Annotated in this window: 18 protein-coding genes; 12 read left to right on the top strand and 6 right to left on the bottom strand. The window is 30.2% G+C overall.

Annotated elements, in window-relative coordinates; genetic code table 11:
- Both HKP59_RS09995 and HKP59_RS09990 read left to right on the top strand, forming a co-directional pair.
- A partial coding sequence (locus HKP59_RS09995; RefSeq protein ID WP_291806370.1) for a M14 family zinc carboxypeptidase occupies positions 1-2805 on the top strand: 2805 nt, incomplete at its 5' end.
- 102 nt (positions 2806-2907) lie between these two features.
- The gene (locus tag HKP59_RS09990) at positions 2908-5679 is read left to right on the top strand and encodes a GEVED domain-containing protein (protein ID WP_291806368.1); all 2772 of its coding nucleotides are present in this window, start codon (positions 2908-2910) and stop codon (positions 5677-5679) included.
- Positions 5680-5734: 55 nt separating this feature from the next.
- Here HKP59_RS09990 and HKP59_RS09985 read toward each other — a convergent pair whose 3' ends face one another.
- Positions 5735-6913, bottom strand: a complete 1179-nt coding sequence (locus tag HKP59_RS09985) for an acyl-CoA dehydrogenase family protein (RefSeq protein ID WP_291806366.1) — start codon at positions 6911-6913, stop codon at positions 5735-5737.
- A gap of 90 nt (positions 6914-7003) precedes the next feature.
- On the opposite strand from HKP59_RS09985, the gene rnpA reads away from it, so the two are divergent.
- From rnpA to HKP59_RS09960, 5 genes are all read left to right on the top strand, one after another.
- Complete coding sequence (rnpA, locus tag HKP59_RS09980; protein WP_291806364.1) at positions 7004-7384, top strand: ribonuclease P protein component; 381 nt, start codon at positions 7004-7006, stop codon at positions 7382-7384.
- Positions 7377-9014: a S41 family peptidase gene (locus tag HKP59_RS09975; RefSeq protein ID WP_291806362.1), complete on the top strand. Its 1638-nt coding sequence runs from the start codon at positions 7377-7379 to the stop codon at positions 9012-9014. The genes rnpA and HKP59_RS09975 overlap by 8 nt, the downstream gene beginning before the upstream one ends.
- A gap of 67 nt (positions 9015-9081) precedes the next feature.
- On the top strand, positions 9082-10770 hold the full coding sequence (locus HKP59_RS09970) for a hypothetical protein (RefSeq protein WP_291806359.1): 1689 nt from the start codon (positions 9082-9084) through the stop codon (positions 10768-10770).
- Positions 10771-10802: 32 nt separating this feature from the next.
- Positions 10803-12074 (top strand): phosphoribosylamine--glycine ligase, encoded by a 1272-nt coding sequence (purD, locus tag HKP59_RS09965; protein ID WP_291806356.1) that lies wholly within the window; start codon positions 10803-10805, stop codon positions 12072-12074.
- A gap of 99 nt (positions 12075-12173) precedes the next feature.
- Positions 12174-13118: a glycosyltransferase gene (locus HKP59_RS09960; RefSeq protein WP_291806353.1), complete on the top strand. Its 945-nt coding sequence runs from the start codon at positions 12174-12176 to the stop codon at positions 13116-13118.
- Here HKP59_RS09960 and HKP59_RS09955 read toward each other — a convergent pair.
- Positions 13086-14135, bottom strand: a complete 1050-nt coding sequence (locus HKP59_RS09955) for an ATP-binding protein (RefSeq protein ID WP_291806350.1) — start codon at positions 14133-14135, stop codon at positions 13086-13088. The two genes, HKP59_RS09960 and HKP59_RS09955, sit on opposite strands and share 33 nt — an antisense overlap.
- Complete coding sequence (locus HKP59_RS09950) at positions 14125-14823, bottom strand: response regulator transcription factor (protein WP_291806348.1); 699 nt, start codon at positions 14821-14823, stop codon at positions 14125-14127. Before HKP59_RS09950 ends, HKP59_RS09955 begins: the two co-directional genes overlap by 11 nt.
- A 242-nt stretch (positions 14824-15065) precedes the next feature.
- On the opposite strand from HKP59_RS09950, the gene HKP59_RS09945 reads away from it, so the two are divergent.
- Positions 15066-15860, top strand: coding sequence for a T9SS type A sorting domain-containing protein (locus tag HKP59_RS09945; RefSeq protein ID WP_291806346.1), 795 nt, complete (start codon positions 15066-15068; stop codon positions 15858-15860).
- Between the two features lie 22 nt (positions 15861-15882).
- The gene (locus HKP59_RS09940) at positions 15883-16602 is read left to right on the top strand and encodes a 3'-5' exonuclease (protein ID WP_291806343.1); all 720 of its coding nucleotides are present in this window, start codon (positions 15883-15885) and stop codon (positions 16600-16602) included.
- Here HKP59_RS09940 and HKP59_RS09935 read toward each other — a convergent pair.
- Positions 16599-18458 (bottom strand): ABC-F family ATP-binding cassette domain-containing protein, encoded by a 1860-nt coding sequence (locus HKP59_RS09935; RefSeq protein WP_291806340.1) that lies wholly within the window; start codon positions 18456-18458, stop codon positions 16599-16601. The genes HKP59_RS09940 and HKP59_RS09935 overlap by 4 nt on opposite strands.
- 198 nt (positions 18459-18656) lie before the next feature.
- Here HKP59_RS09935 and HKP59_RS09930 point away from each other — a divergent pair, with 198 nt between their 5' ends.
- Genes HKP59_RS09930 through HKP59_RS09920 form a run of 3 tightly spaced genes read left to right on the top strand, consistent with a single transcriptional unit; the run spans position 18657 to position 21621 of the window.
- On the top strand, positions 18657-19619 hold the full coding sequence (locus HKP59_RS09930; protein ID WP_291806338.1) for a hypothetical protein: 963 nt from the start codon (positions 18657-18659) through the stop codon (positions 19617-19619).
- Positions 19616-20392, top strand: coding sequence for a DUF4292 domain-containing protein (locus HKP59_RS09925; protein ID WP_291806336.1), 777 nt, complete (start codon positions 19616-19618; stop codon positions 20390-20392). The genes HKP59_RS09930 and HKP59_RS09925 overlap by 4 nt, the downstream gene beginning before the upstream one ends.
- Positions 20392-21621, top strand: a complete 1230-nt coding sequence (locus tag HKP59_RS09920) for a peptidoglycan DD-metalloendopeptidase family protein (RefSeq protein WP_291806333.1) — start codon at positions 20392-20394, stop codon at positions 21619-21621. The genes HKP59_RS09925 and HKP59_RS09920 overlap by 1 nt, the downstream gene beginning before the upstream one ends.
- A 2-nt stretch (positions 21622-21623) precedes the next feature.
- Here HKP59_RS09920 and HKP59_RS09915 read toward each other — a convergent pair whose 3' ends face one another.
- On the bottom strand, positions 21624-22133 hold the full coding sequence (locus HKP59_RS09915) for an acyl-CoA thioesterase (RefSeq protein ID WP_291806330.1): 510 nt from the start codon (positions 22131-22133) through the stop codon (positions 21624-21626).
- Between the two features lie 64 nt (positions 22134-22197).
- Positions 22198-23130 (bottom strand): SPOR domain-containing protein, encoded by a 933-nt coding sequence (locus HKP59_RS09910; protein ID WP_291806327.1) that lies wholly within the window; start codon positions 23128-23130, stop codon positions 22198-22200.
- Positions 23131-23142 lie beyond the last annotated feature (12 nt).

The raw sequence follows: 23142 nt of genomic DNA, 5'->3' as shown, positions 1-23142 counted from the left end.
TATTATGTAAAGATTTCAGACGGAATTTCGCCAACAACAGGAATCGATGTAAACGACCCAAATGAACCAGATATTTTATATACTTCTATGATTCACTCAAGAGAATTGAGCAGTTTAATGGGAAATATTTATTTTATGTGGTTTTTGTTGGAAAATTATGCTACAAATTCAGCTATAAAACATTTGGTAGATAATAATGAGCTATTTTTTGTACCCATAGTTAATCCTGATGGGTTGAGATGGAATGAAAAAGAAGACCCAAATGGAGGTGGAATGAATAGAACCAATTTAAGAGGTTACTCAACTAGTGACCCAACCAACAATAGTAACTACATAGAAAATTATGGAGTAGACCCTAATAGGAACTTTGATTACTTATGGGGAAGTGCGGGAGACGCAAGTGGCTCCAGTAGTAATTATTGGTGGTCTACATATAGAGGACCTTCTGCTTTTTCAGAACCAGAATCGCAAATAATGAGAGATTTTATACTTTCTAAAAATTTCAAAACTGCGGTTTGGCAACATTCATATGCCAATGCCATACCACATCCTTACGGTGGAATTCCTACAAAAGTTTCATTAAGAGAAGATGAAATGGCACGTTGGCACCAAGATATGACAAGGTACAACCGATACATATCAGGAGCGCAAGTATTATCACCAGCAAATGGAATTGCAGATGATTGGATGTTAGGAGGAACAGTTGATGGAAATGGCTCAACAGGTTCAGGAATGAATATTTTAGCAACCACTCCAGAAAATGGAGCTAATGATAGCAGTGAGGGTGGTTTTTGGCCTGCTCCAAGTGATATTATTCCTATAGCTAAAAGAATGGTTCGTATTAACCTTATGAATGCTTATTATGGCGGTAAATATGCTAAATTTCATGATTTAACACAAAGTGATGTAGCTACATTAAGTTCAGATTTAACTTTTGGTGTAGAACGTATTGGGCAAACTTCAAGTGATTTTACATTACAAATAACACCAACTTCTAGTAATATTCAATCAATTACTTCCCCATTACCTGCAACTTTAGCCGGAATGTCAGTACTTGAGCAAAGAAATGTAACAGCAGCATTGGTTTTAAATAGTGGTATTGTGGCAAATGAAAAGATTGAATATAAAGTATCATTAAGTAATGATGATGGAATTATTTATGAAGCTAATTTTGTGAAATATTACCAACCTAGTGTACTATTTGAAGACAATCCTGATACAGATATTTCAATCTCAAATTGGGTAGTATCTACAAATTGGGTAAACTCAAATTTAAGTTCTTGGTCAGGATCTAGGGCAATAAAAGCAGGTGCAGCTATACCATATGCTAGCAACGTTAATAACACATTAACAACTACAAATTCATTTGATTTATCTGGAGGAAATGAAATTCTAATTCAATTTTATTCAAAATGGGATTTAGAACGAAACTTTGATTTTGTTGAAATTGAGGGATATAATGGCTCTTCTTGGGTTAAATTGAATGGAAAATACAATAAACCAGAATCAAGTTCATTTACAAATAGCGCTAGAAGCTCTTATAGCAGTGATAAAAGTGTTTATTTTAATTCACAAGCTACTAGTTCAGGTTTAGTTTATGATGGAGATCAAATGGATAATTGGGTGATGGAAGAAATAGTAATAGATGCTTCAAATAATAGCTCATTACAAAATGTATCTAATGCAAAATTCAGATTCAATTTTAGAACAGATGGTAATAATATTGGTGAAGTAAATTATTCAAGTACTTATGAGGGGTTTTATTTAGATGATTTTAAAATAATTCAAATTACAGTTCCTTGCGTCGTTAGTACTCCAACAGGTTTAAATTCATCATTAATTACATCCTCTAGCGCAACAGTAGGATGGGATTTAATATCTTCTGCAACTTATGACTTGCGCTATCGAGTGGTCGGTTCTTCAACTTGGACAGATGTTTTAGATATGGCAACAAATAGTCATAATTTAACAGGGTTAACTTCAAATACTAATTATGAATATCAAGTGAGAAGCGTCTGTGGAGCAACTTCATCAAGTTATAGCAGTTCATCATTATTCACTACATTAGAACCAAATTATTGTGATTCTTCAGGAGACACATCAAATAGAGGAATTACAAATGTTACTTTTGTAGGTGAGACAACTATTAATAAAACATCAATTTCATCAGTAGATTACTCTGATTTTACAGATATTTTTTCAACTGTAGATATAGGAAATACATATAATTTATCTATTACAGGACTTACACAAAAAATAACAGGCCAAACCCCAGCCTTAAATGTAAGTGTTTTTATAGATTTTAATGGTGATGGCGATTTTTTAGATTCAGGAGAAACTTTTAATAATATTGGAACATTTAGTGATACTACCCCAACTACTATTTCTAATTATGGAATATTAGTTCCGAATGACTCGAAAACTGGTGCAACTAGAATGAGAATTTCAGCTAAAGCAAGTAGTACTTCTTCAAGTTGTGAAACAGGGTTTTCTGGTGAAGTAGAAGATTATAAAATAAATATTATAGATTCAACATTAGGTATCCAAGATGAACTATTAAGTGAGTTTGTTTTATATCCAAACCCAGTAAAAAATGGACAATTAAAATTAAATGTACCAAGAGAAATTACAGATTTTAATGTGGTAATTTCAAATGTATTGGGTCAAACAGTGTTTGAACGAAAAATAAATGACAATTATAGCACAGCACATACAGTGAACACTTCTAATTTAAACCCAGGAATCTACTTTGTAACTGTAAGCACTAACTTAGGTATGGCCACAAAAAAAATGATTATTCAGTAAATATATTCGTATGTATACATTTATGAATTTGTATAGAGTTGAAGATTTAAAGTTTACTTAAAAATTACTATTTTTGCAAAAGTTATCAAATTAAGATTATCAATGTTTAATAGTTTATACATTCTAAGGAAGGTATTCTTTTTAATGCTAATGTTTTCTTCATACACATTATTTTCTCAAATAATAACTGAAAATTTTGATACGAGGCCAGCTAGTTGGACAAATGGAGGGCAATTAAATTATGTGAGTAATGGAAATACCATTCAAGGTACCTCTTCTTTACGTATATTAAAAGGTGAAGTAGCAATTTCACCTATATTTGATGCTAGTTCATTTAATTTTATATCAGTTTCATTCAGTTTTAGAGCCAGACAAATGGAGACTGGGGAGCAACTAAGAGTTGAATTTTTTGATGGTTCTAATTGGCAAATTATGGGCTCTATTGTAATTGATGGAGTTTACTATTTAGAAAGTACAAATTATTTTTTAAATACAGTTACAATTGCTGCGCCTGCTAATTTACCTTCAAATGCTCAAATAAGATTTTCTGTAGTTGACCCTGACAATAGTGATAATAATGACAGGTTTTTTATAGATGATGTAATAATTTATGGAAGTATGTATTGTTTTTCTACAGGAGATGATACAGATCCATATACTACAGGTATTCGATTAGTTGATTTTAATACCATTTCAAATCCAACACCTATTAATATTTATGATGGGTATTCAGATTTTACTTCAATTTCAACTACAATTGTGAGAGGAACAACTTACCCTTTAACAGTAAATGTGAATACGGATGGGAATTATAGAGTTTATGCTATAGCTTGGATTGACTGGGATCAGGATGGTGTTTTTAATGATGCCAATGAAAGATATGAATTAGGTTTTAGAAATAATAATGATAATAGAGCTACAAACTTATCTCCATTGTCAATAACTGTGCCTTCAAATGCAGTAATTGGAAACACAAGAATGCGTGTATCTGCTGAATGGAATGAATATCCAACAAGTTGCGAAACAGGTTTTGATGGAGAAGTTGAAGATTATAGTATTAATGTAACTTGTGGGAGTTCTAATATTTGGACAGGTACAGTAAGTGATGACTGGAATATAGATGGTAATTGGAGTTGTGGTGAAGTACCTTCAATAACAAATAATACCGATGTATTAATACCCACAGGTCTTTCAAGATACCCTATCATTTATGCTGCAGGAAATTCAGGTTTCGTGAATAATATAGAATTTGAAAATGGGTCTTCACTTACCGTTTTAGATAATAGTTTTGAAATTGCTGGAACAATAGTACTTGATGGAATTATTGATTTAGAAGGTGAATCACAATTAATTCAAACAACAGGTAGTGTTTTTGATAATGCAAGTACTGGAAGTATTGAAATAGAACAGCAAGGAGAAGGTAATTTATATCGATATAATTATTGGTCATCACCCGTTTACACAGCTACTGATGTTAATGGAAATTATACAACAATAAATGATGCATTAAGAGATGGAACAAATAGCACTCCAGGATCCATAGTATACACATCTGGATTAAATGGTAGTATTTCACCGGTTACTTTAAGTACAATTTGGATGTATAAATTTTCTGATAGAAATAGTGATTATAGCCAATGGCAATTTATTGGGAACTCAGGTAAGATTTATTCAGCAGAAGGTTTTAGCTTAAAAGGAACTGGAGCAATTGGAGAGCAAAACTATGTGTTTATTGGGAAGCCTAATAATGGTACGATTTTGTTATCAGTTGGAGCGGATAATAATTACCTTGTTGGAAATCCGTATCCTTCAGCATTAGATGCCAATCAATTTTTAATGGACAATAGTCCGTCTGGTACGGGTTCAATAGGTGGTAGTGGCGCATTGTATTTCTGGGAGCATTATGGTGGTAATTCTCATAATCTTGCAGATTATCAAGCAGGTTATTCAACTTATAGTTTGTCTGGAGGTGTACCAGCATCTTCATACCCAGGGTTAAGTGGAGGCTCCTCAGTTAAAGGTGCTCCAGAAAGATATATTCCTGTGGGACAAGGTTTTTTTATTGAAGCAGATGCAGATGGTGGAGACATTGAGTTTAATAATGGACAGCGTATTTTTGTAACGGAATCGTCAGGAAACTCAGTTTTTATGAAAGGTTCAACTACAAAAGGTAAATTAACAGATGATAATACAATTGACCTAAGACCTAAATTTAGAATTGGTTTTGATGCACCTGAAATTAATCATAGACAATTACTACTTACTATTGATGAAAACGCTTCTGATGCAATTGATTGGGGTTATGATGCGGCAATGTATCAATTATTTGATGATGATATGTTTTGGTTGCTTGATAACTCAAAATATGTGATTCAAGCTACGAATGAAATTTTAGGCAAAAAAGAATTTCAATTAGGAATTCAAACTGAAAACGGGGGAGAAATTTCTATTAAAATCGATGAGCTATTAAATGTCTCAGAGGATACAAAATTATATGTAAAAGATAATGTTACGGGAATGTTACATAATATCTCTGCAAATGATTTCGAGATTTATCTTGAACCAGGAGAATATTTGGGTCGATTTTCAATAGTTTTTGAGTCAAATAAACCAGTAGTTGAAGAGGTTATTTTGGGTGATGAAATTATTGTTTATATGGATAACGTAAACCGTCAACTTATTGTAAAGAACTCTAAAAACAATAAAATTAATACAGTCCAAGTTTTTAATACTATGGGACAGCTTGTTTCAAATTGGGACAATCTTATTTTCGATGTTGAAATGAATCTTCCTTTACAAGTAAATACCGGAGTTTATTTGGTATATATTAATGCTAATAGTGAAATTTTTTCTAAAAAAATAGTTGTTGAATAAACATAAAAAAAGGCTTTAATTTTAAAGCCTTTTTTTATGTTTAATTGTTTATCAATTACTTAAATGCAGGCAGTCCCGTAATATCCATACCGGTAATTAATAAGTGAATATCATGCGTTCCTTCATAGGTAATTACACTTTCTAAATTCATCATATGTCTCATAATAGAATATTCACCAGTAATTCCCATAGCACCTAAAATTTGTCGCGCTTCTCTAGCAATATTAATAGCCATTTCAACATTATTTCGTTTTGCCATAGAAATTTGTGCACTTGTAGCTTTATCTTCATTTCTAAGCGTACCCAATCGCCAAGTTAATAATTGCGCTTTTGTGATTTCAGTAATCATTTCAGCTAATTTTTTTTGCTGTAATTGATAACCAGCAATTGGTTTGTCAAATTGAACACGTTCTTTTGCATAACGCAAAGCCGTATCATAACAATCCATGGCAGCTCCAATTGCTCCCCAAGCAATTCCATATCTAGCAGAATCTAAACATAAAAGAGGTGCTCCTAAACCATCTTTATTAGGTAATATATTTTCTTTTGGAATTTTTACGTTATCAAATATTAATTCACCCGTTGCAGAAGCTCTTAAAGACCATTTATTGTGCGTTTCTGGGGTAGAAAACCCTTTCATACCACGTTCAACAATTAAACCTTTTATACGGCCTTGTTCATTTTTTGCCCAAACTACAGCAATATCAGCAAATGGCGAATTTGAAATCCACATTTTAGCGCCGTTAAGTACATAGTGATCACCCATATCTTTAATATTGGTAACCATACCGCCTGGATTTGAACCAAAATCAGGCTCAGTTAATCCAAAACAACCTAAAAATTCTCCACTCGCTAGTTTTGGCAGGTATTTTTGTTTTTGCGCTTCACTTCCAAATTTCCAAATAGGATACATAACTAATGAAGATTGAACAGATGCTGTTGACCGAACACCAGAATCACCTCTTTCAATTTCTTGCATAATCAATCCATACGCCATTTGGTCTAGTCCCGCTCCTCCATATTCTTCAGGAATATATGGCCCAAAAGCACCAATTTCAGCCAATCCAGAAACAATTGAAGTTGGAAATTTCGCGTCTTGTGCGGCTTTTTCTATAATTGGAGAAACTTCACGTTTTACCCATTCACGAGCTGCATCTCGTACTAAAATATGCTCTTCAGTTAATAATTCATCTAATTGAAAATAATCTGGAGCTTGGTATAAATCTTGAGACATAAATAGATGTTTAATGTTTTTTACAAATTTAAGAATTAAAGTCTTTACCAATTGATTTTTTAAAATCTTTTATTCATTACATTTGTGTTAATGAGTTATACCTTAGGAAAAGACGAAAAACTAAAAAGTAAAGCTGCAATTGAGCAATTATTTGCAGAAGGTATTCGTATAAAATCGTTTCCACTTCAATTAGTGTATTTGGAAAAAGAGCATTATTCTCAGTTTCCTGTGAAAGTTGGATTTACAGTACCAAAACGTGCTGTAAAATTAGCAGTACATAGAAATAGAATAAAGCGATTGATGAGGGAAGTTTATAGAAAAAACAAACATTGTTTTGTTAAAAATTTAAATAAGCAATATATATTTATGTTTATTTATATGTCAAATGAGGAACTTAGTTTGAATGATTTAGAGCAATCTATTTTAAAGTTATGTGATAAGTTTTTAGTTAAAATTACCAAAAATGAATAAAATTAAAAAAATTGGGGTTGGTGTTTTTGTAAGTATTTCTGTTTTAATTTCTATCGGTTTTCAATCTAACTTTTTTGAAATTGCGAAGCAAATAGATATTTACACTACATTGTTTAAAGAGTTGAATATGTATTATGTTGATGAAGTGAATCCGGCAAAACTTACTAGCAATGCAATAAATCATATGCTTCAAAATTTAGACCCATATACTCGTTATTATGACGAGCAAGGAGTGGAAGGTGCAAGAATTGAGCAATCGGGTCAATATGGTGGAATTGGAGCCATTACAAATTTTAAGAATAAAACACTCGTAATTAAAGAAATTTTAAAGAATTCTCCAGCCGAAAAATCTGGAATAAAGGCCGGAGATAAGATTTTAAAAATAGATGATTTTATAGTAAAAGATTTTGAAGGAAATGGTATTTCAACATTGTTAAATGGATTGCCAAACACTAAAATAAAACTCCAAATTGAACGTCAAAATAAAAAGATTGAAGTTGAGTTAACGCGTAAAAAAGTTGAAATTAACCCAGTGCCATATTATACCATGTTAGATGCTGAGGTTGGATATATTTCATTCACCACGTTCAATGAAAAGGCAGCTTCTGAAGTAAAAAAAGCATTTTTAGAATTGAAAGATGAAGGAATGAAAAAATTAATTTTAGACGTTCGAAGTAATCCTGGAGGTTTATTGATGGAAGCGGTAAAAATTACCAATTATTTCATACCTAAAGATAAAATTGTTGTAACCACTAAAGCTAAAATTGAAAAGTGGAGTGATACGTTTAAAACACGTGAAGAACCATTAGATTTAGAAATACCAATTGCAATACTTGTCAATAATAGATCAGCTTCAGCATCTGAAATCTTAGCGGGTTCGTTACAAGATTATGATAGAGCAGTTATTGTTGGAGAGCGTTCTTTTGGGAAAGGTTTAGTTCAACGGTACAGAGAACTTTCTTATGGAACACAAATGAAATTAACTATTTCTAAATATTATACACCTAGCGGAAGATGTATTCAAGAATTAGATTATACAAATAGAGATGAAGAAGGAAATATTCCAAAATTTTCTGATGCAGGAAGAGAACAATATAAAACTGAAATTGGAAGAACCGTTTATGGTGGAGGTGGTATTTTACCAGATATTGAAATTGAAAAACCAACAACAACAAAAACTACAGAAGCTTTATTTAATTCTGATGCTTTTCTAAATTTTGTTACAAATTATTTTTATGAACACACAACAATTACAGAACCTTCAACATTTCAGTTAGGTGATAGCGATTTTAATTCACTGAAGTTATACGTATCTAAAAATAATGAAGCTTTTGAAACCGATACAGAAGTTGAATTTAATAAAGCAAAAAAGAAAGCAATTTCAGAAGGATTAAGTCTTGATTTAGATAAAACATATTCTGAATTGTTAAAGAAAATACAGCTAGAAAAATTAAAAGAATTAGACAAAAATAAAGAAGAGATTTTACATAAGTTAACCGAGGAAATTGTAAAGCGTTATTACTATGATGAAGGCGTTTATAAACAAAAAGCTGCTTTTGATAATGTTATTATAAAAGCGTCCTCAATTTTATACGATTCACAAAAGTACAATTCAATATTAAAAATATAAATTGCTCAGATTACAATTCACTAAATAAATAGATTAAGTTGTATCTTTGATACCTCAAATTTAGAATATGTCACATTCAACAATTAAAGGAAGAACTCGCGCTCAAGAATCATCAAAAGCCATAGAGCGTTTATACATATCAATGCGCCATTTATTTACCAGAGGTTTTTATAAACCAAATGGAATTTCAGGAGATGCATTAAGAGAAGCTTTGCTGGTACTTAGACCAGAAATATACGGATCAATTGCTGAAGAAAAAGTAGAATTAAATGGGTTAATTTACGCTATCGAGCGTTTACCTCAGGGAATTGAAGAATGTAGATACATTAATTTAACCGCCGATGAAGGGTATTCAAATTCACATTTTAAACCTATTATTCCGCCTAAACGAAGAAGAACTTGTTTTAGAATAGACAAGGATCAAATGAATATTGAAGTAACACGTGGAAGATCTGAAATTTATGACATACTAACACATCTTACCTTTTTATTTGTTGAATCATATAAAATTGCGAATAAAGTTTTAGTAAATGATGAGGGTGAAACTATTAGGGAGTGGAAAAAATTAGAAGATACAGTATTACATAATAGAAAACTATCTAGAGACAATAGAGATATTATGTTAGCCCATATGGCAAGTATTCTGGGTAGAACTTTTGAGGAAACACAAAGTATCCACCAAGAATTAGGTGAAGAAAAGAATCCAGATCGCTTTTTTCAAATTATTTATTGGTTAGGGCATATTGCGCTAAGTGAGAAAATTTATGGTATAAAAAGAGCTATTAATTTTAGCCCTGTTTTAAGAGAAAGAATTGGGCATCATATTTATGGAGAAGTTTGGGCAACAAATATTAAAGACGTTTTAAATCAACAGAAATTACTAAAACGCCCACTTCATATTATTAGCGCTAATATGCATAGTGTAATGAACTCTCTTTATGCACCAATTGTTTTACCGCAGCAAATTAAAAATAATGATACTATTTCGCTATATGAATTGCTAAGTGATGATGAGAATGAAGATTTACGTAAACAAGTGATGGATTATGCTGCTGACAACGGCCTAACATTTATAAAAGATACTTCAGGAACCAATATTAATGTTCAAATTATTGATACTGCGAAAATTGATATGAGTAAAACTCAATATTCTTTTGATGGAACTCTTGAAAATGAAGAAAAACCTGTACTAATTGTCATGGATTATGCATTTGGTGAGCAAGCTTATGAAACAATGGATGAGCTTTTAAAGCCATATGTTTGTGAAAACAGTAAAAATTATCACCTCAATATTGAGTCTATTTCAATTATGGGAAAAGCAGGTATTTTGGAGGGTGGAAAAGGAGATATCATGATACCGTCTTCTCATATTTTTGAAGGAACAGCAGACAACTACCCATTCAAGAATCAACTTAAAAAAAGAATGTTTGAAGGTTGTGGAGTAAACGTGTATACTGGCGCGATGGTTACCGTTCTTGGAACATCACTTCAAAATAAAGATATTCTAAAATTCTTTTATGATTCTACTTGGAAAGTTACCGGGTTAGAAATGGAAGGAGCACATTATCAAAAAGCAATACAAGCGGCTTCAAAAATTCGAGGGAATATTTCGAGTAAAGTTAAGGTGCGCTATGCTTATTATGCATCAGATAATCCATTACAAACGGGGAGTACATTGGCCTCAGGAGGCCTAGGAACAACAGGAGTATTACCAACATATGTAATAACTGAAAAGATTTTAGAACAAATTTTTTAAAACTATTTTTCAAAATAAAAATCAACGAACAAATGAACGTACTAATTTTAGGAGCTGGAGGAAGAGAACATGCATTGTCTTGGAAAATAGCACAAAGTGAATTATTGACTAAGTTGTTTATTGCACCAGGTAATGCAGGAACTTTAGAACTTGGAACCAATGTAATGCTAGATCCAAATGATTTTGAGGCTGTTAAAAAAGTAGTTTTAAAAAATAACATTGAATTAGTTATAGTTGGGCCAGAAGATCCTTTGGTAAAAGGAATTCATGATTTCTTTTTAAATGATGAAACCTTAAAAAGTGTTGCAGTTATTGGTCCAGAAAAGTACGCTGCTCAATTAGAAGGAAGTAAGGAATTTGCGAAAGAATTTATGAGTCGTCATCATATTCCAACAGCGGCTTATAAAAGTTTTACAAGTCAAAATTTGGAAGAAGGTTACCAATTTTTAGAAACATTAAATAAACCATATGTTTTAAAGGCTGACGGCTTAGCAGGAGGAAAAGGCGTATTAATTTTAAATGATTTGCAGGAAGCTAAAGACGAGTTAAAAGAAATGCTAACCAATCAAAAATTTGGAGCAGCAAGTAGTAAAGTTGTAATTGAAGAGTTTTTAGATGGAATTGAGTTGAGTTGTTTTGTTTTAACCGATGGGAAAAGCTATGTGAACTTTCCAAATGCAAAAGATTACAAACGAATTGGAGAAGGAGATATTGGCCTTAATACGGGCGGTATGGGAGCAGTTTCACCCGTTCCTTTTGCAGATGATGACTTTATGCAAAAGATAGAAGAGCGCGTTATCAAACCTACGATAGAGGGCTTGCAAAAAGATAGTATTCCATATAAAGGGTTTATTTTCTTTGGAATTATAAAAGTTGGGAATGAGCCTAAGGTAATAGAATACAATTGCCGTATGGGAGATCCGGAAACCGAAGTGGTGATACCGCGCATTAAAAGTGATTTACTCGAACTGCTAATTGCTGCAGGACAGAATGAATTGCATACTAAAACTATTAATTTTGAAGAAGATAGTGCTTGTACTGTTATGTTAGTGTCAGGTGGTTATCCTGAAGCATATGAAAAGGGAAAAGAAATTCATGGGCTTGAGAAAGTTAAAAATTCAATTGCTTTTCATGCGGGTACAACTATAGAAAAAAACAAAATTATTACCAATGGAGGACGCGTAATTGCGATTACTTCTTATGGAAATAATTTTAGGTCAGCATTAAATCAATCCTATCAAAACATTGAAAAAATTAGTTTTGATAAGATGAATTTTAGAACAGATATTGGTTTTGACTTGTAAAAAAAAATTCTTGTTGCACCGTTAAATTGGGGATTAGGTCATGCTACACGTTGCATACCCATTATTCACGCCCTAATAAAAGCAAATTATGAGCCAATTTTGGCGAGTGATGGTGATGCTTTATTATTACTTCAAAAAGAATTTCCTAGGTTAAAAAGTTATTCACTTCCGTCTTATAACATCAAGTACACACGGAATGGTAAAAATCTAAGGTATAAACTTTTAGTTCAAATTCCTTCAGTGGTTTCAGCTTCAAAAAAAGAACAAAAAATAGTTGAGCAACTTATTAAAAAGGAAAACATTATTGGAATTATATCTGATAACAGATTTGGAGTATATAATAAACAAATTCCTTCAGTTTATATCACGCACCAATTGAAAGTATTTTCAGGAATAACTACTTGGATTACTTCAAAAATACATCAAAAAATTATTAAAAAATTTGATGAATGTTGGATTCCTGATATAAAAGGAGAACCAAATTATTCAGGAGAATTAGGACATTTGGAAAAGCATAATTTAAATTTGAAATATGTAGGTGTTTTAAGCAGATTTACTTATCAAAAATTAGAGATTAAGTACAATTTATTGGTAGTACTTTCAGGACCAGAACCACAACGATCTTTGCTAGAAAACAAGTTACTTGTTGAGTTAAAAAATTACAAAGGAAACGTGCTATTCGTGAGAGGTGTTTTAGCGGAGAAAAAAATAGCAGCTTCTAGTAGTATTGAAATAGTAAATTATTTATTGACCAAAGATTTAGAAAGAGCAATGAATCAAAGTGAAATTATACTTGCTCGCTCTGGATATTCAACAATTATGGATTTGGCAGTTTTAGGAAAACAAGCTTTTTTTATTCCAACTCCTGGTCAGTATGAACAAGAATATTTAGCTGAAATTTTAAATAAAAAAGTAATTATACCTTTTTCAACTCAAGATAATTTTAAAATAGAAAATTTTAAAGAGTTAAAATTTTTTAAAGGATTTAAAAGAGAAGAATCGAGTATTGATCTAAATTTTTTCAACTTTTTCCAACGTAAATGAAAATACTGAACCTTTTTTATACTCACTTTCAACAAAAATTTGCTCGTTGTGCGCTTCAACAATATGTTTAACAATTGAAAGTCCTAAGCCAGAGCCCCCTTGCTCTCTTGATCTGCTTTGGTCAACTCTATAAAAACGTTCAAATAATCTTTTGTGATGTTCTGTTTTAATACCCTCACCATTATCAGCTACTTTCACAAGTATTTTTTCTTTTTTTAAATTCTCAACACTAATAATGGTAATACCTCCAATTTTTCCGTATTTTATTGAGTTTACTAATAGGTTTGTTAAAACTTGTTCAATGCGTTCAACATCCCCAATTACCATAATTGGAAATTCATAATATTTATCAAAAAGTAATGAGATATTTCTTTTTTTTGCTTTCATTTCAAGTAAATCAAATACATTTTGAATGACTTCAATGATATTAAAATGTTGTTTGTTTAAATCAAAATCAGCTGATTCTAATTTAGAGATCAAATCTAAATCTTTCACTATTGCAATAAGTCTATCAACACCTTTATTGGCTCTTTCTAAATATTTATGGCTAATATTTTTATCGTTTATTGCGCCATCAGCCAACGTTAATAAATAACCCTGTACTGTAAATAGTGGTGTTTTTAATTCATGTGAAACATTCCCTAAAAATTCTCTTCGATAACTTTCCCGAAGCGTTAAGCTTTTTATTTGTTTTTGTTTGTTTTCAGCAAATTTTTGAACTTCTTTAGAGAGTTTATCAACGTCAGATGTAATAGATGTTTTATTAAAGTCTGAAGAATCTAAAATTGAAACGCTGTCATATATTTTTTTTAAACGCTGAAAAATAAATTTTTCAAGCCTATATTGACTTATAATAAAAGTCATGATAAAAATAACACCAATTAGCACAAATGAAAAACTAAGAGTAATGCTAACATTAGAAAACAACTTAGTTGCTAATAACAATGCAAGTAGTGCTATAAAAGAAATATATAATGAGGTCCAAAATGCAAAAGAATATGTTTTTTTAATCTTCATCTAGTGTAAATTTATACCCAACACCTTTAACGGTTTTAAAATAGTTATCGCCTATTTTTTCACGTAATTTACGAATGTGTACGTCAATAGTTCTGCCACCAACAACAACTTCATTCCCCCAAACACTGTCTAAAATATCATCACGTTTAAAAACTTTTCCTGGTTTTGAGGCTAATAATGAGAATAGTTCAAATTCTTTTCTAGGAAGTGAAAGTTTTTTATTGTTTTTTATAACTACATATTCCTCTCTATCAATAGTTATATCGCCTATTACAACAGTAGTTGTTGATTCTATAGTTTTTGTCACTTTTATTCTTCTTAAAAGAGCTTTAATCTTACTTACTAAAACTTTTGGTTTTATTGGTTTAGTAATATAATCATCAGCTCCAACATCAAATCCAGCAACTTGAGAATAATCTTCACCTCTAGCTGTGAAAAAAGTAATTAGTACGTTTTCTAAACCTTTAGTTCCTCTAATTTTTTCACAAGCTTCAATTCCATCCATTTCCGGCATCATAATATCTAAGATAATTAAATGAGGAGTATGTTTTATTGCCTTATCAACTGCTTCAAGACCATTTTTTGCGGTATACACAGTATATCCTTCATTTTTTAAGTTGTAACCAACAATTTCTAAAATATCTGGTTCATCATCAACTAACAAGATTTTTATCTCTGAGTTTTTCATATGTACTAATTGTTTATCAATAAAAGCATTCAAAAATAGCGATTAATAATAGGAGCTAAGTAATTCATAGTAAATGTATTTAAAATTATAACATTTTACTAACATTAAACTTACAGTATGTTAATTTAAAGCGGGAATTGATGATAAATCAAATTTTCAAAAGAATTATTTAGTGATAAATTATATTTTTTAGTTCGAATTTTCTATTTTTAACTTGAAAAAGTTAACTATAATAAATTGATATGAAAAAGAACTACCTATTTTGGGTTGCATTTACTGTGACCTCTATTTGTTTTGGACAAACTATTTTTATAAATGAAATTCATTACGATAATACTGGTGGAGATGTTGGTGAAGGAGTTGAAATTTGTGGACCAGCTGGAATTGATTTAGCAGGTTATCAGGTAAGGTTGTACAATGGATCAAATGGAGGTCTTTACGATACAATTTTAAATTTATCAGGTATTATTCCAAACCAACAAAATAATATGGGTACATTATGGTTTCCAAAGGAAGAAATTCAAAACGGAAACCCAGATGGATTTGCTCTTGTAGATAATTCTGGGAATGTAATTCAATTTTTAAGTTATGGAGGTATTATTACTGCTATTGATGGTCCCGCGGCAGGTATGATTTCAGAAAATATTGGTGTAGTAGAAACAGAAGCTACTACTCCTGTTGGTTACTCCCTTCAACTCATTGGTTCTGGTTCAGAATACACGGATTTTACTTGGAGTGTACCAATAGTTGCAACTCCTGGCTTGCCAAACACAACTCAAACTTTACCTGTTGTTAAAAATGAAATAGAAGGCTTTACATTATATCCAAATCCGGTTTCAAATGGTAAATTATTTATTACTTCAAGAAATAAATCGATTTTTAAAATTGAAATATATTCTATGTTCGGAAAATGTGTTTATAAAAATGAAACTAATTATAATAATCCTATGAATATCCCAAATGTACCAGCTGGAATTTATATGATAAGAGTGGAAGAAGATAACAAAATAGCTACACGAAAACTTATTATTGAGTAAAACTTAAAAAACACAACAAAGTATGAATCTTAAAATTAATTTTGAAAATATTTTATTTTTAGATATTGAGACGGTTCCAGAAGTTGAACTTTTTTCGAATTTATCTGAGTCAAAACAACAACTATTCGCATTAAAAACTCAATATCAGAGAAAAGATGAATTTACACCAGAGGAATTTTATGAACGTGCTGGAATTTGGGCTGAGTTTGGTAAAATTGTATGCATATCTGTAGGTTATTTTACTAATTTTAATACGAACGATAGAGTTTTTAGAGTTACTTCATTTTTTGGAGATGAAATTAAAATTTTAGAAGATTTTAAAAATCTATTGAATAATCATTTTAATAAATCTCAACACTTGTTATGTGGTCATAATGGTAAAGAATTTGACTTTCCCTATATAGCTCGACGCATGATAATCCATCAAATAGCATTGCCAGAAAAACTAAATTTATTTGGAAAAAAGCCTTGGGAAATTCCACATTTAGACACTATGGAATTATGGAAATTTGGTGATTACAAACATTTTACTTCCTTACAATTATTAACATCAATTTTAGGGATTCCTTCGCCAAAAGATGATATTAGTGGAAGTGAAGTAAGTACTGTTTATTATAAAGAGAATGACATTGAACGAATTGTGAAATATTGCGAAAAAGATACTATTTCAGTTGCTCAGTTATTACTTCGTTTTAACAATGAACCACTTCTTAATGTCAATAAAAATATTATCAGTGTTTAATCCTCTAACTTAGCTTCAAGCTCAAACCAACGTTCTTCTTTTTGTTCTATTTTTGATTGAATTTCTTGAAGTTTTATGGAGAGTTTATTAATTTCATCACCAGAAATAGTAGTATCTAAAAATTTAGCCTCAATTTCTTTCTTTTCATTGTTTAAAGTCTCTATTTCACTTTCAATAGAATTGTATTCTTTTTTCTCTTTAAAGGTAAGAGTGGTTTTTTTATTGTTTTTTTGGCGAGTGTCAACTTTAGGGGTTTGAGCAATTTCTTGAGATGGTTTAGAATCTTCGTAAGCTCTATAATCTGAATAATTTCCAGGAAAATCTTCAACAATAGCATTACCTCTAAAAATAAATAAATGATCTACAATTTTATCCATAAAATAACGGTCATGGGAAACTACTAATAAGCAACCAGGAAAATCTAATAAGAAATTTTCAAGAACGTTTAGTGTAATAATGTCAAGATCGTTTGTGGGTTCATCTAAAATTAAGAAGTTTGGATTTTGAATTAATACGGTACATAAATACAAACGTTTACGCTCGCCACCACTTAATTTTTCAATAAAATCATATTGGCGTTTTCTACTAAATAAGAATCGTTCAAGTAATTGACCTGCTGAAAGGCTCCTGCCTTTTGTTAATGGTATTTGTTCACCATATTCTTTAATAATTTCAATTACTTTTTGACCCGGTTTTGGGTTAATTCCGTCCTGAGTATAGTATCCAAATTTTATGGTTTCACCAACTACAACTTTACCGGAATCAACAGGCAATTTTTGAGTAATAAGATTTAAAAATGACGACTTTCCTGTTCCGTTTTTACCAATAATTCCAATTCGTTCACCACGTAAAAAATTATACTCAAACTTGTTTAAAATTTTTAGATCACCAAACGATTTAGAAATATGATGCAATTCTAAAATTTTAGAACCCATGCGTTCCATGTTTATTTCTAATTGAACTTGGTGATTATCTCTTCTTTTATGAGCCTCTTCTTTTATTTTATAAAAATCATCAATTCTAGATTTAGATTTAGTAGTTCTAGCTTTTGGCTGTCTACGCATCCAATCTAATTCTTTGGTAAACAAATTTTTAGCTTTCGATATACTTGCTTGTTCAGCAGCTATTCGTTCTTCCTTTTTTTGTAAATAGTAAGAGTAATTCCCCTTATAAGTATAAAATTCACCATTATCTAATTCAACAATTTCATTACAAACACGTTCTAAAAAATAGCGATCGTGTGTTACCATAAATAAGGTAATTTTTTCTTTTTTAAAGTAGTTTTCAAGCCACTCTATCATCTCTAAATCTAAATGATTTGTTGGTTCATCTAAAATTAATAAATCTGGTTTATGAATAAGAATTACGGCCAACGCTAATCGCTTGCGTTGACCACCAGAAAGAGAACCTACTTTTTTGGATAAATCTTCTAGTTTTAATTTAAATAAAATTTGCTTGTATTGTGTTTCAAAATCCCACGCATTATGTTGTTCCATTTTTTCAAAAGCGTGCTGATAAGCTTTTTCATCGGAAGGGTTTTTTAGTGCATGTTCGTATTCAGAAATTATCTTTAACGTGTCATTATCAGAATCAAAAATGGTTTGTTCAATTGTTAAACTATCATTTAAAGTGTCTTCTTGTGCTAGATATTCAATTTTTAAACCTTTTCTTGAAACTACTTGGCCGCTATCAGAACTATCAATACCTGCTATAATGTTTAATATAGTTGTTTTTCCTGTTCCGTTTTTAGCTATAAAAGCAATTTTTTGACCTTCATTTATTCCGAAGGAGATATCATTAAAAAGCTCAACTTCTCCATATGATTTTGAGATATTTTCAACAGATAGGTAATTCATTCAATCTAAGTTTTGGCAAAGCTACATAAAAAAACCCGAGAAGTAATTTTCAGGTTTTTTAAAATTAAAATTGAAAACTCAATTAAAAATTTGTTTTAAAAGCGATATTATTATTTCAATATATAAAAAGGATTGAAGAAATTTGTTATAAATTCTTCATTATTAGTAAGGCTAATAAATTGTATATTGCACACTCATATGAAAAGCAACAAAACGAGCATACTAGTTATAGTTGGAATGATGTTAATTTCCACGTTTTCTAGCGCTCAACTTATAAATATTGAGGAAGAAAATGAGTTAAAATTTCAAGAATATTTTTTTGAAGCATTAAAACAAAAAGCTATAAAAAACTTTAGTAAAGCAATAGAGTCTTTGGAAAAGTGTTATGAAATAGACTCAACAAATATTGGTGTATCGTTTGAGTTTTCTAAAAATTATTTTTTAACGAAAAGTTATTTTGAAGCTGAATTGTTTGTCAATAAAGCTTTGGAGAAAGAACCAAATAACAGTTATTTATTGACTCATAAAGTTGAGATTTTAAAAGAACAGCAAAAACTTGAAGAAGCCATTGATATTCAAAAAAAATTAATTGAAATAAATCCAAAAAATTCAGATAAACTAGTCTTACTGTATATTCAGAATAAAGACTTTAAAAAAGCAGAACATTTAATTGTTGAAATTGAAGAAAATGCTTTAGCAAGTAAAAGAATAAAAAGTTTAAAATCATATCTCGAAAACAGAAATAAAATAGAAAAAAAAACAAACTTAAAAGTAGTTTTAGCAACTGATAATGAGGATATTGAAATATTGAAAGAAAAGTACAAGAAAAATAAAGATTATAAATTACTTCAAACAATATTAACTATTGAAGAGAAAAAGCAACTTTTTGAGGCTTTAGAATTAGATAGTAAAAATGGATTAGAATTGTTCCCGGCACAACCATACTTGTATAAAATGAATGGGTTAGCCTTAAATAAATTAGGGAAATATAATGAAGCAATTGACGTTTTAACTCTTGGCATTGATTTTGTTATAGATAACCCTGCAATGGAAGCTGATTTTTACGAGCAGCTTTCAATAAGCTATGAAGGAATAATGAAACAGAAGGAAGCTTTAAAATTTAAACAGAAAGCTCAAGAACTAAGAAATAAATTTGAATGAAGTATTTTACAAAAATATTGATAGTAATTTTACTAATTGTAACTTCTTGTAAGTCTAATAAGGACCTTGTAAATTCAACTAAAATTAATAATATTTCTACTAAAAAAATAATTAGCAATCATTACAATAATAACTTTCATCAGCAAACGATATATGCAAAGTTAAATGCAAAATATAGAGATAAAAAAACATCAGCTTCTGTAAGTATTAAATTACGTTTAGAAAAAGATAAAACCATTTGGATGAGTGCCACTAAATTAGGAATTCCGTTAGCGAAAGTGAAAATTACACCTAATAGAGTGGTTTATTATGAAAAATTGCAAAGAACTTATTTTGATGGAGATTTTTCATTATTAAGTAAATGGTTAGGGGCAGAATTAGATTATGAAAAAGTTCAAAATATTTTATTAGGACAAGCCGTTTTAAACTTAAAAAAAGGAAAATATAATTCAGTTATTGACAAAAATTCGTATCAATTATCACCTAAAAAAGATAATGAGTTATTTGGTATTTTGTTTTTTCTGAATCCAGAGAATTTTAAATTAGATAAGCAAGAAATTCGACATCCTGAAAAACAACAATTATTATCGGTATCATATCCAAATTATAATAAAATTAAAGGAGAACAATTCCCTAAAAACATTTATATTAGAGCTTCAGATGATAAAAATTTAACAACTATTGATATAGAATATCGCTCAGTTGAGTTTAATAGAGAGTTAACGTTTCCGTTTTCAATACCAAAAGGATATAAAGAAATTAGTTTAAAATAATGCAGTTTAAATTAAAGTACTTACTTTTTAGTTTTTCACTACTTATTAGTGCACCTATTTTTGCACAAAAAACAAAACGTCAAGTTTTAGAAGCGCGCAGAGTTCAAAACCAGAAAGATCAAATTTATATAAACGCATTACTTTCGAACACAAAGAGAAAGGAAAAGAATTTATTAAGTGATTTAAGTGATTTAAAAGATAAAATTAAGATTCGTGAAAATTTAATCACTGCTATTTCAAATGAAGCAAATGAGTTGGATAACGAAATTTATTTAAATCAGCTTGAAATAAATCAAAACCGGCGAGATTTAAAAGCATTAAAAAAGGATTATGCTGATATGATTTTTCAATCTTACAAAAGTAAATCTCAAAATAGTAGAATAATGTTTCTACTTTCCTCAGAAAATTTTTATCAAGGATACAAGAGGTTTCAGTATATGAAACAGTATACATCTTTTAGAAAGAAACAAGGAGAAGAAATTTTTAAAAGGACTGAAAATCTACAAATATTAACAGATACTTTACAGTTAAAAAAAGAGTTAAAACAGGCACTTTTATTAGAACAGCAAAAGGAAAAAAATGCTGTAGAAAAAGAAAAAAATGAACAAGAAAATTTATTGAGTCAAGTAAAGAAAAAGGAAAATAAATATAAAAAACAAATTAAACAATTTCAAAAAGAAGAAGCTAGGATAGACGCGTTAATAGAAAAAGCTATTAGAGATGCAATTGCTGCTTCTAACAAAAAAAATACAACAACCGGAAGTTCAAATAAAACAGCAACGTTTACATTAACTGCTGAGGCAAAAGAATTAGCATCAAAGTTTACTTTAAATAAAGGGAAATTGCCTTGGCCGGTTGAAAAGGGATATGTTTCTACTTATTATGGAAAACAGCCGCATCCAATTGTTAAAACAGCTACAATTCAAAGTAATGGAGTTAGAATTACTACAAATAAAGGAAGTAAAGCAAGAGCTGTTTTTGAAGGTACTGTTTTAGCAGTTCAAGTAATGACAGGAAATAAAAAAGCTGTTTTAATTCAGCATGGAAATTATATAACTGTATATAAAAATTTAGAAAATATTACGGTTAACAAAGGTGATAAGTTAAAAACTAAACAAATTATAGGAACTATTTTTACTGATAAAATTACGGATAAAACAATTTTAGGATTTGTACTTTCAAATAACACAAAAACTGAAAATCCAAGAAATTGGATTTATAAAATGTAATTTTAAGTTAAAAATAACGCCTTTAACTCTGTAGCTTCTAGAGGGTCCATTTTTCCAGAAAGTATTAAACTCAATTGTTTTCTTCTTAGAGCACCTTCAAAACGTTCTTTTTCTAAATCGGTTTCAGGCTTAATTTTTGGAATAGTTACTGGAGTTCCAGTATTATCAACCGCTACAAACGTATAAATTCCTTCATTTACTTTACTCCGTTCTTGAGATTCTCTGTCTTCACTCCAAACATCTACATAAATTTCCATAGAAGATTTAAAAGCGCGTGATACTTTAGCCTCAATAGTTACTACGCTTCCTACAGGAACGGCTTTGTTAAAGGCTACATGATTTACAGATGCGGTAACCACAATTCTTCTTGAATGACGACGAGCAGCTATGCTGCAAGCTCTATCCATTCTTGCTAGTAATTCTCCACCAAATAAATTTCCTAACGGATTAGTTTCACCAGGTAACACAATATCTGTAAGTATAGTTAATGATTCTTTAGGTGTTTTTATCATACGGTTCAATTTTTTACAAAGGTATTTTTATTTTATGAAAAAGTAAGTGTAAAAAATATTGATTTTAGTATTCTTTAACTAACAACCAGGCATCTTCCGAGTCCGTTTTTTTTATGGTATTTAAGGTATTTATTGCATTAGTTCTTGAACTAAAACTCTCGTAGGCAACTTGTGTCAAATTCCATTTGTTAAGGCCTAAAATTTTAGCATTAAAACCTTTTTGAATTAATTGTTGTAGTTTTTTTTCAGCATTTAAAGGCTCTCTAAAAGCACCAGCAATAATGTGATATTTATGCGTTTTTTTAGTTACATTTAAAGTAATTGTAGGTAGTGGATTTTTAATTACAAACGTAGCTTCTTGTATTGTTTTTTCAACTTGCTGTTGCTGTTGTTCACTTTTAGCAACTAAATTATTGTATTCGTATTTTTGATATTCTTTCCAAGTAACAGTAGCTAAAGCAAAAAATATTGCGGCAGCTGCGGCATATTTAATAAATACAGGAGTTTTTCGTTTGTTTTCGTCTGAAGATAGTATAGGAGCAACAGTTTCTAATTGAGCTACTTTTTCTTTATATGAAATTCTTTTTACAGCAGGCGACACATAAGAACTTAACCCAAATGAAGATGTTAAGTAGTTGATCGTATTGCAAGGCTCAAAAATTAGTTTTTGCTCATTATTTAAATGAAACGAACCAATATTTTCTAACTCAAGTTCTCCTGTTTTTAAAGAGTTATTCCATTTAAACACTTCTTTATTCATAAACTCAATAGCCTCAGCGTATGAAATATTTTTAGAAGTAGCTATGTAATTTGCTAACAAGCCGTCATTATTATGCAAGTTAGAATTAAAAGTTAACTGTTTAGAAGGTGCATAAAAAGTATGAGTGTAATGATTTACTTTTGCCGAAATTGTATTTGTTACAAAACCACCAAAACTAGGTATAATTACGCATTCGTATCTGTATAATAATTCACTTATGTAGTTAGCTAATGTCATCTAAACAAATAT

This window comes from Lutibacter sp., assembly GCF_013041805.1.
Lineage (GTDB): Bacteria > Bacteroidota > Bacteroidia > Flavobacteriales > Flavobacteriaceae > Lutibacter.
Note: the sequence above shows the minus strand (reverse complement) of the source record. Positions and strands in the feature narration are given on the sequence as shown.

Bases quoted from the DNA above. Each gene is read 5' to 3' on its own strand.
- HKP59_RS09990 (WP_291806368.1), top strand. From the start codon at position 2,908: ATGTTTAATAGTTTATACATTCTAAGGAAGGTATTCTTTTTAATGCTA.
- HKP59_RS09985 (WP_291806366.1), bottom strand. From the start codon at position 6,913: ATGTCTCAAGATTTATACCAAGCTCCAGATTATTTTCAATTAGATGAA.
- rnpA (WP_291806364.1), top strand. From the start codon at position 7,004: ATGAGTTATACCTTAGGAAAAGACGAAAAACTAAAAAGTAAAGCTGCA.
- HKP59_RS09975 (WP_291806362.1), top strand. From the start codon at position 7,377: ATGAATAAAATTAAAAAAATTGGGGTTGGTGTTTTTGTAAGTATTTCT.
- HKP59_RS09970 (WP_291806359.1), top strand. From the start codon at position 9,082: ATGTCACATTCAACAATTAAAGGAAGAACTCGCGCTCAAGAATCATCA.
- purD (WP_291806356.1), top strand. From the start codon at position 10,803: ATGAACGTACTAATTTTAGGAGCTGGAGGAAGAGAACATGCATTGTCT.
- HKP59_RS09955 (WP_291806350.1), bottom strand. From the start codon at position 14,135: ATGAAGATTAAAAAAACATATTCTTTTGCATTTTGGACCTCATTATAT.
- HKP59_RS09950 (WP_291806348.1), bottom strand. From the start codon at position 14,823: ATGAAAAACTCAGAGATAAAAATCTTGTTAGTTGATGATGAACCAGAT.
- HKP59_RS09945 (WP_291806346.1), top strand. From the start codon at position 15,066: ATGAAAAAGAACTACCTATTTTGGGTTGCATTTACTGTGACCTCTATT.
- HKP59_RS09940 (WP_291806343.1), top strand. From the start codon at position 15,883: ATGAATCTTAAAATTAATTTTGAAAATATTTTATTTTTAGATATTGAG.
- HKP59_RS09935 (WP_291806340.1), bottom strand. From the start codon at position 18,458: ATGAATTACCTATCTGTTGAAAATATCTCAAAATCATATGGAGAAGTT.
- HKP59_RS09930 (WP_291806338.1), top strand. From the start codon at position 18,657: ATGAAAAGCAACAAAACGAGCATACTAGTTATAGTTGGAATGATGTTA.
- HKP59_RS09925 (WP_291806336.1), top strand. From the start codon at position 19,616: ATGAAGTATTTTACAAAAATATTGATAGTAATTTTACTAATTGTAACT.
- HKP59_RS09920 (WP_291806333.1), top strand. From the start codon at position 20,392: ATGCAGTTTAAATTAAAGTACTTACTTTTTAGTTTTTCACTACTTATT.
- HKP59_RS09915 (WP_291806330.1), bottom strand. From the start codon at position 22,133: ATGATAAAAACACCTAAAGAATCATTAACTATACTTACAGATATTGTG.
- HKP59_RS09910 (WP_291806327.1), bottom strand. From the start codon at position 23,130: ATGACATTAGCTAACTACATAAGTGAATTATTATACAGATACGAATGC.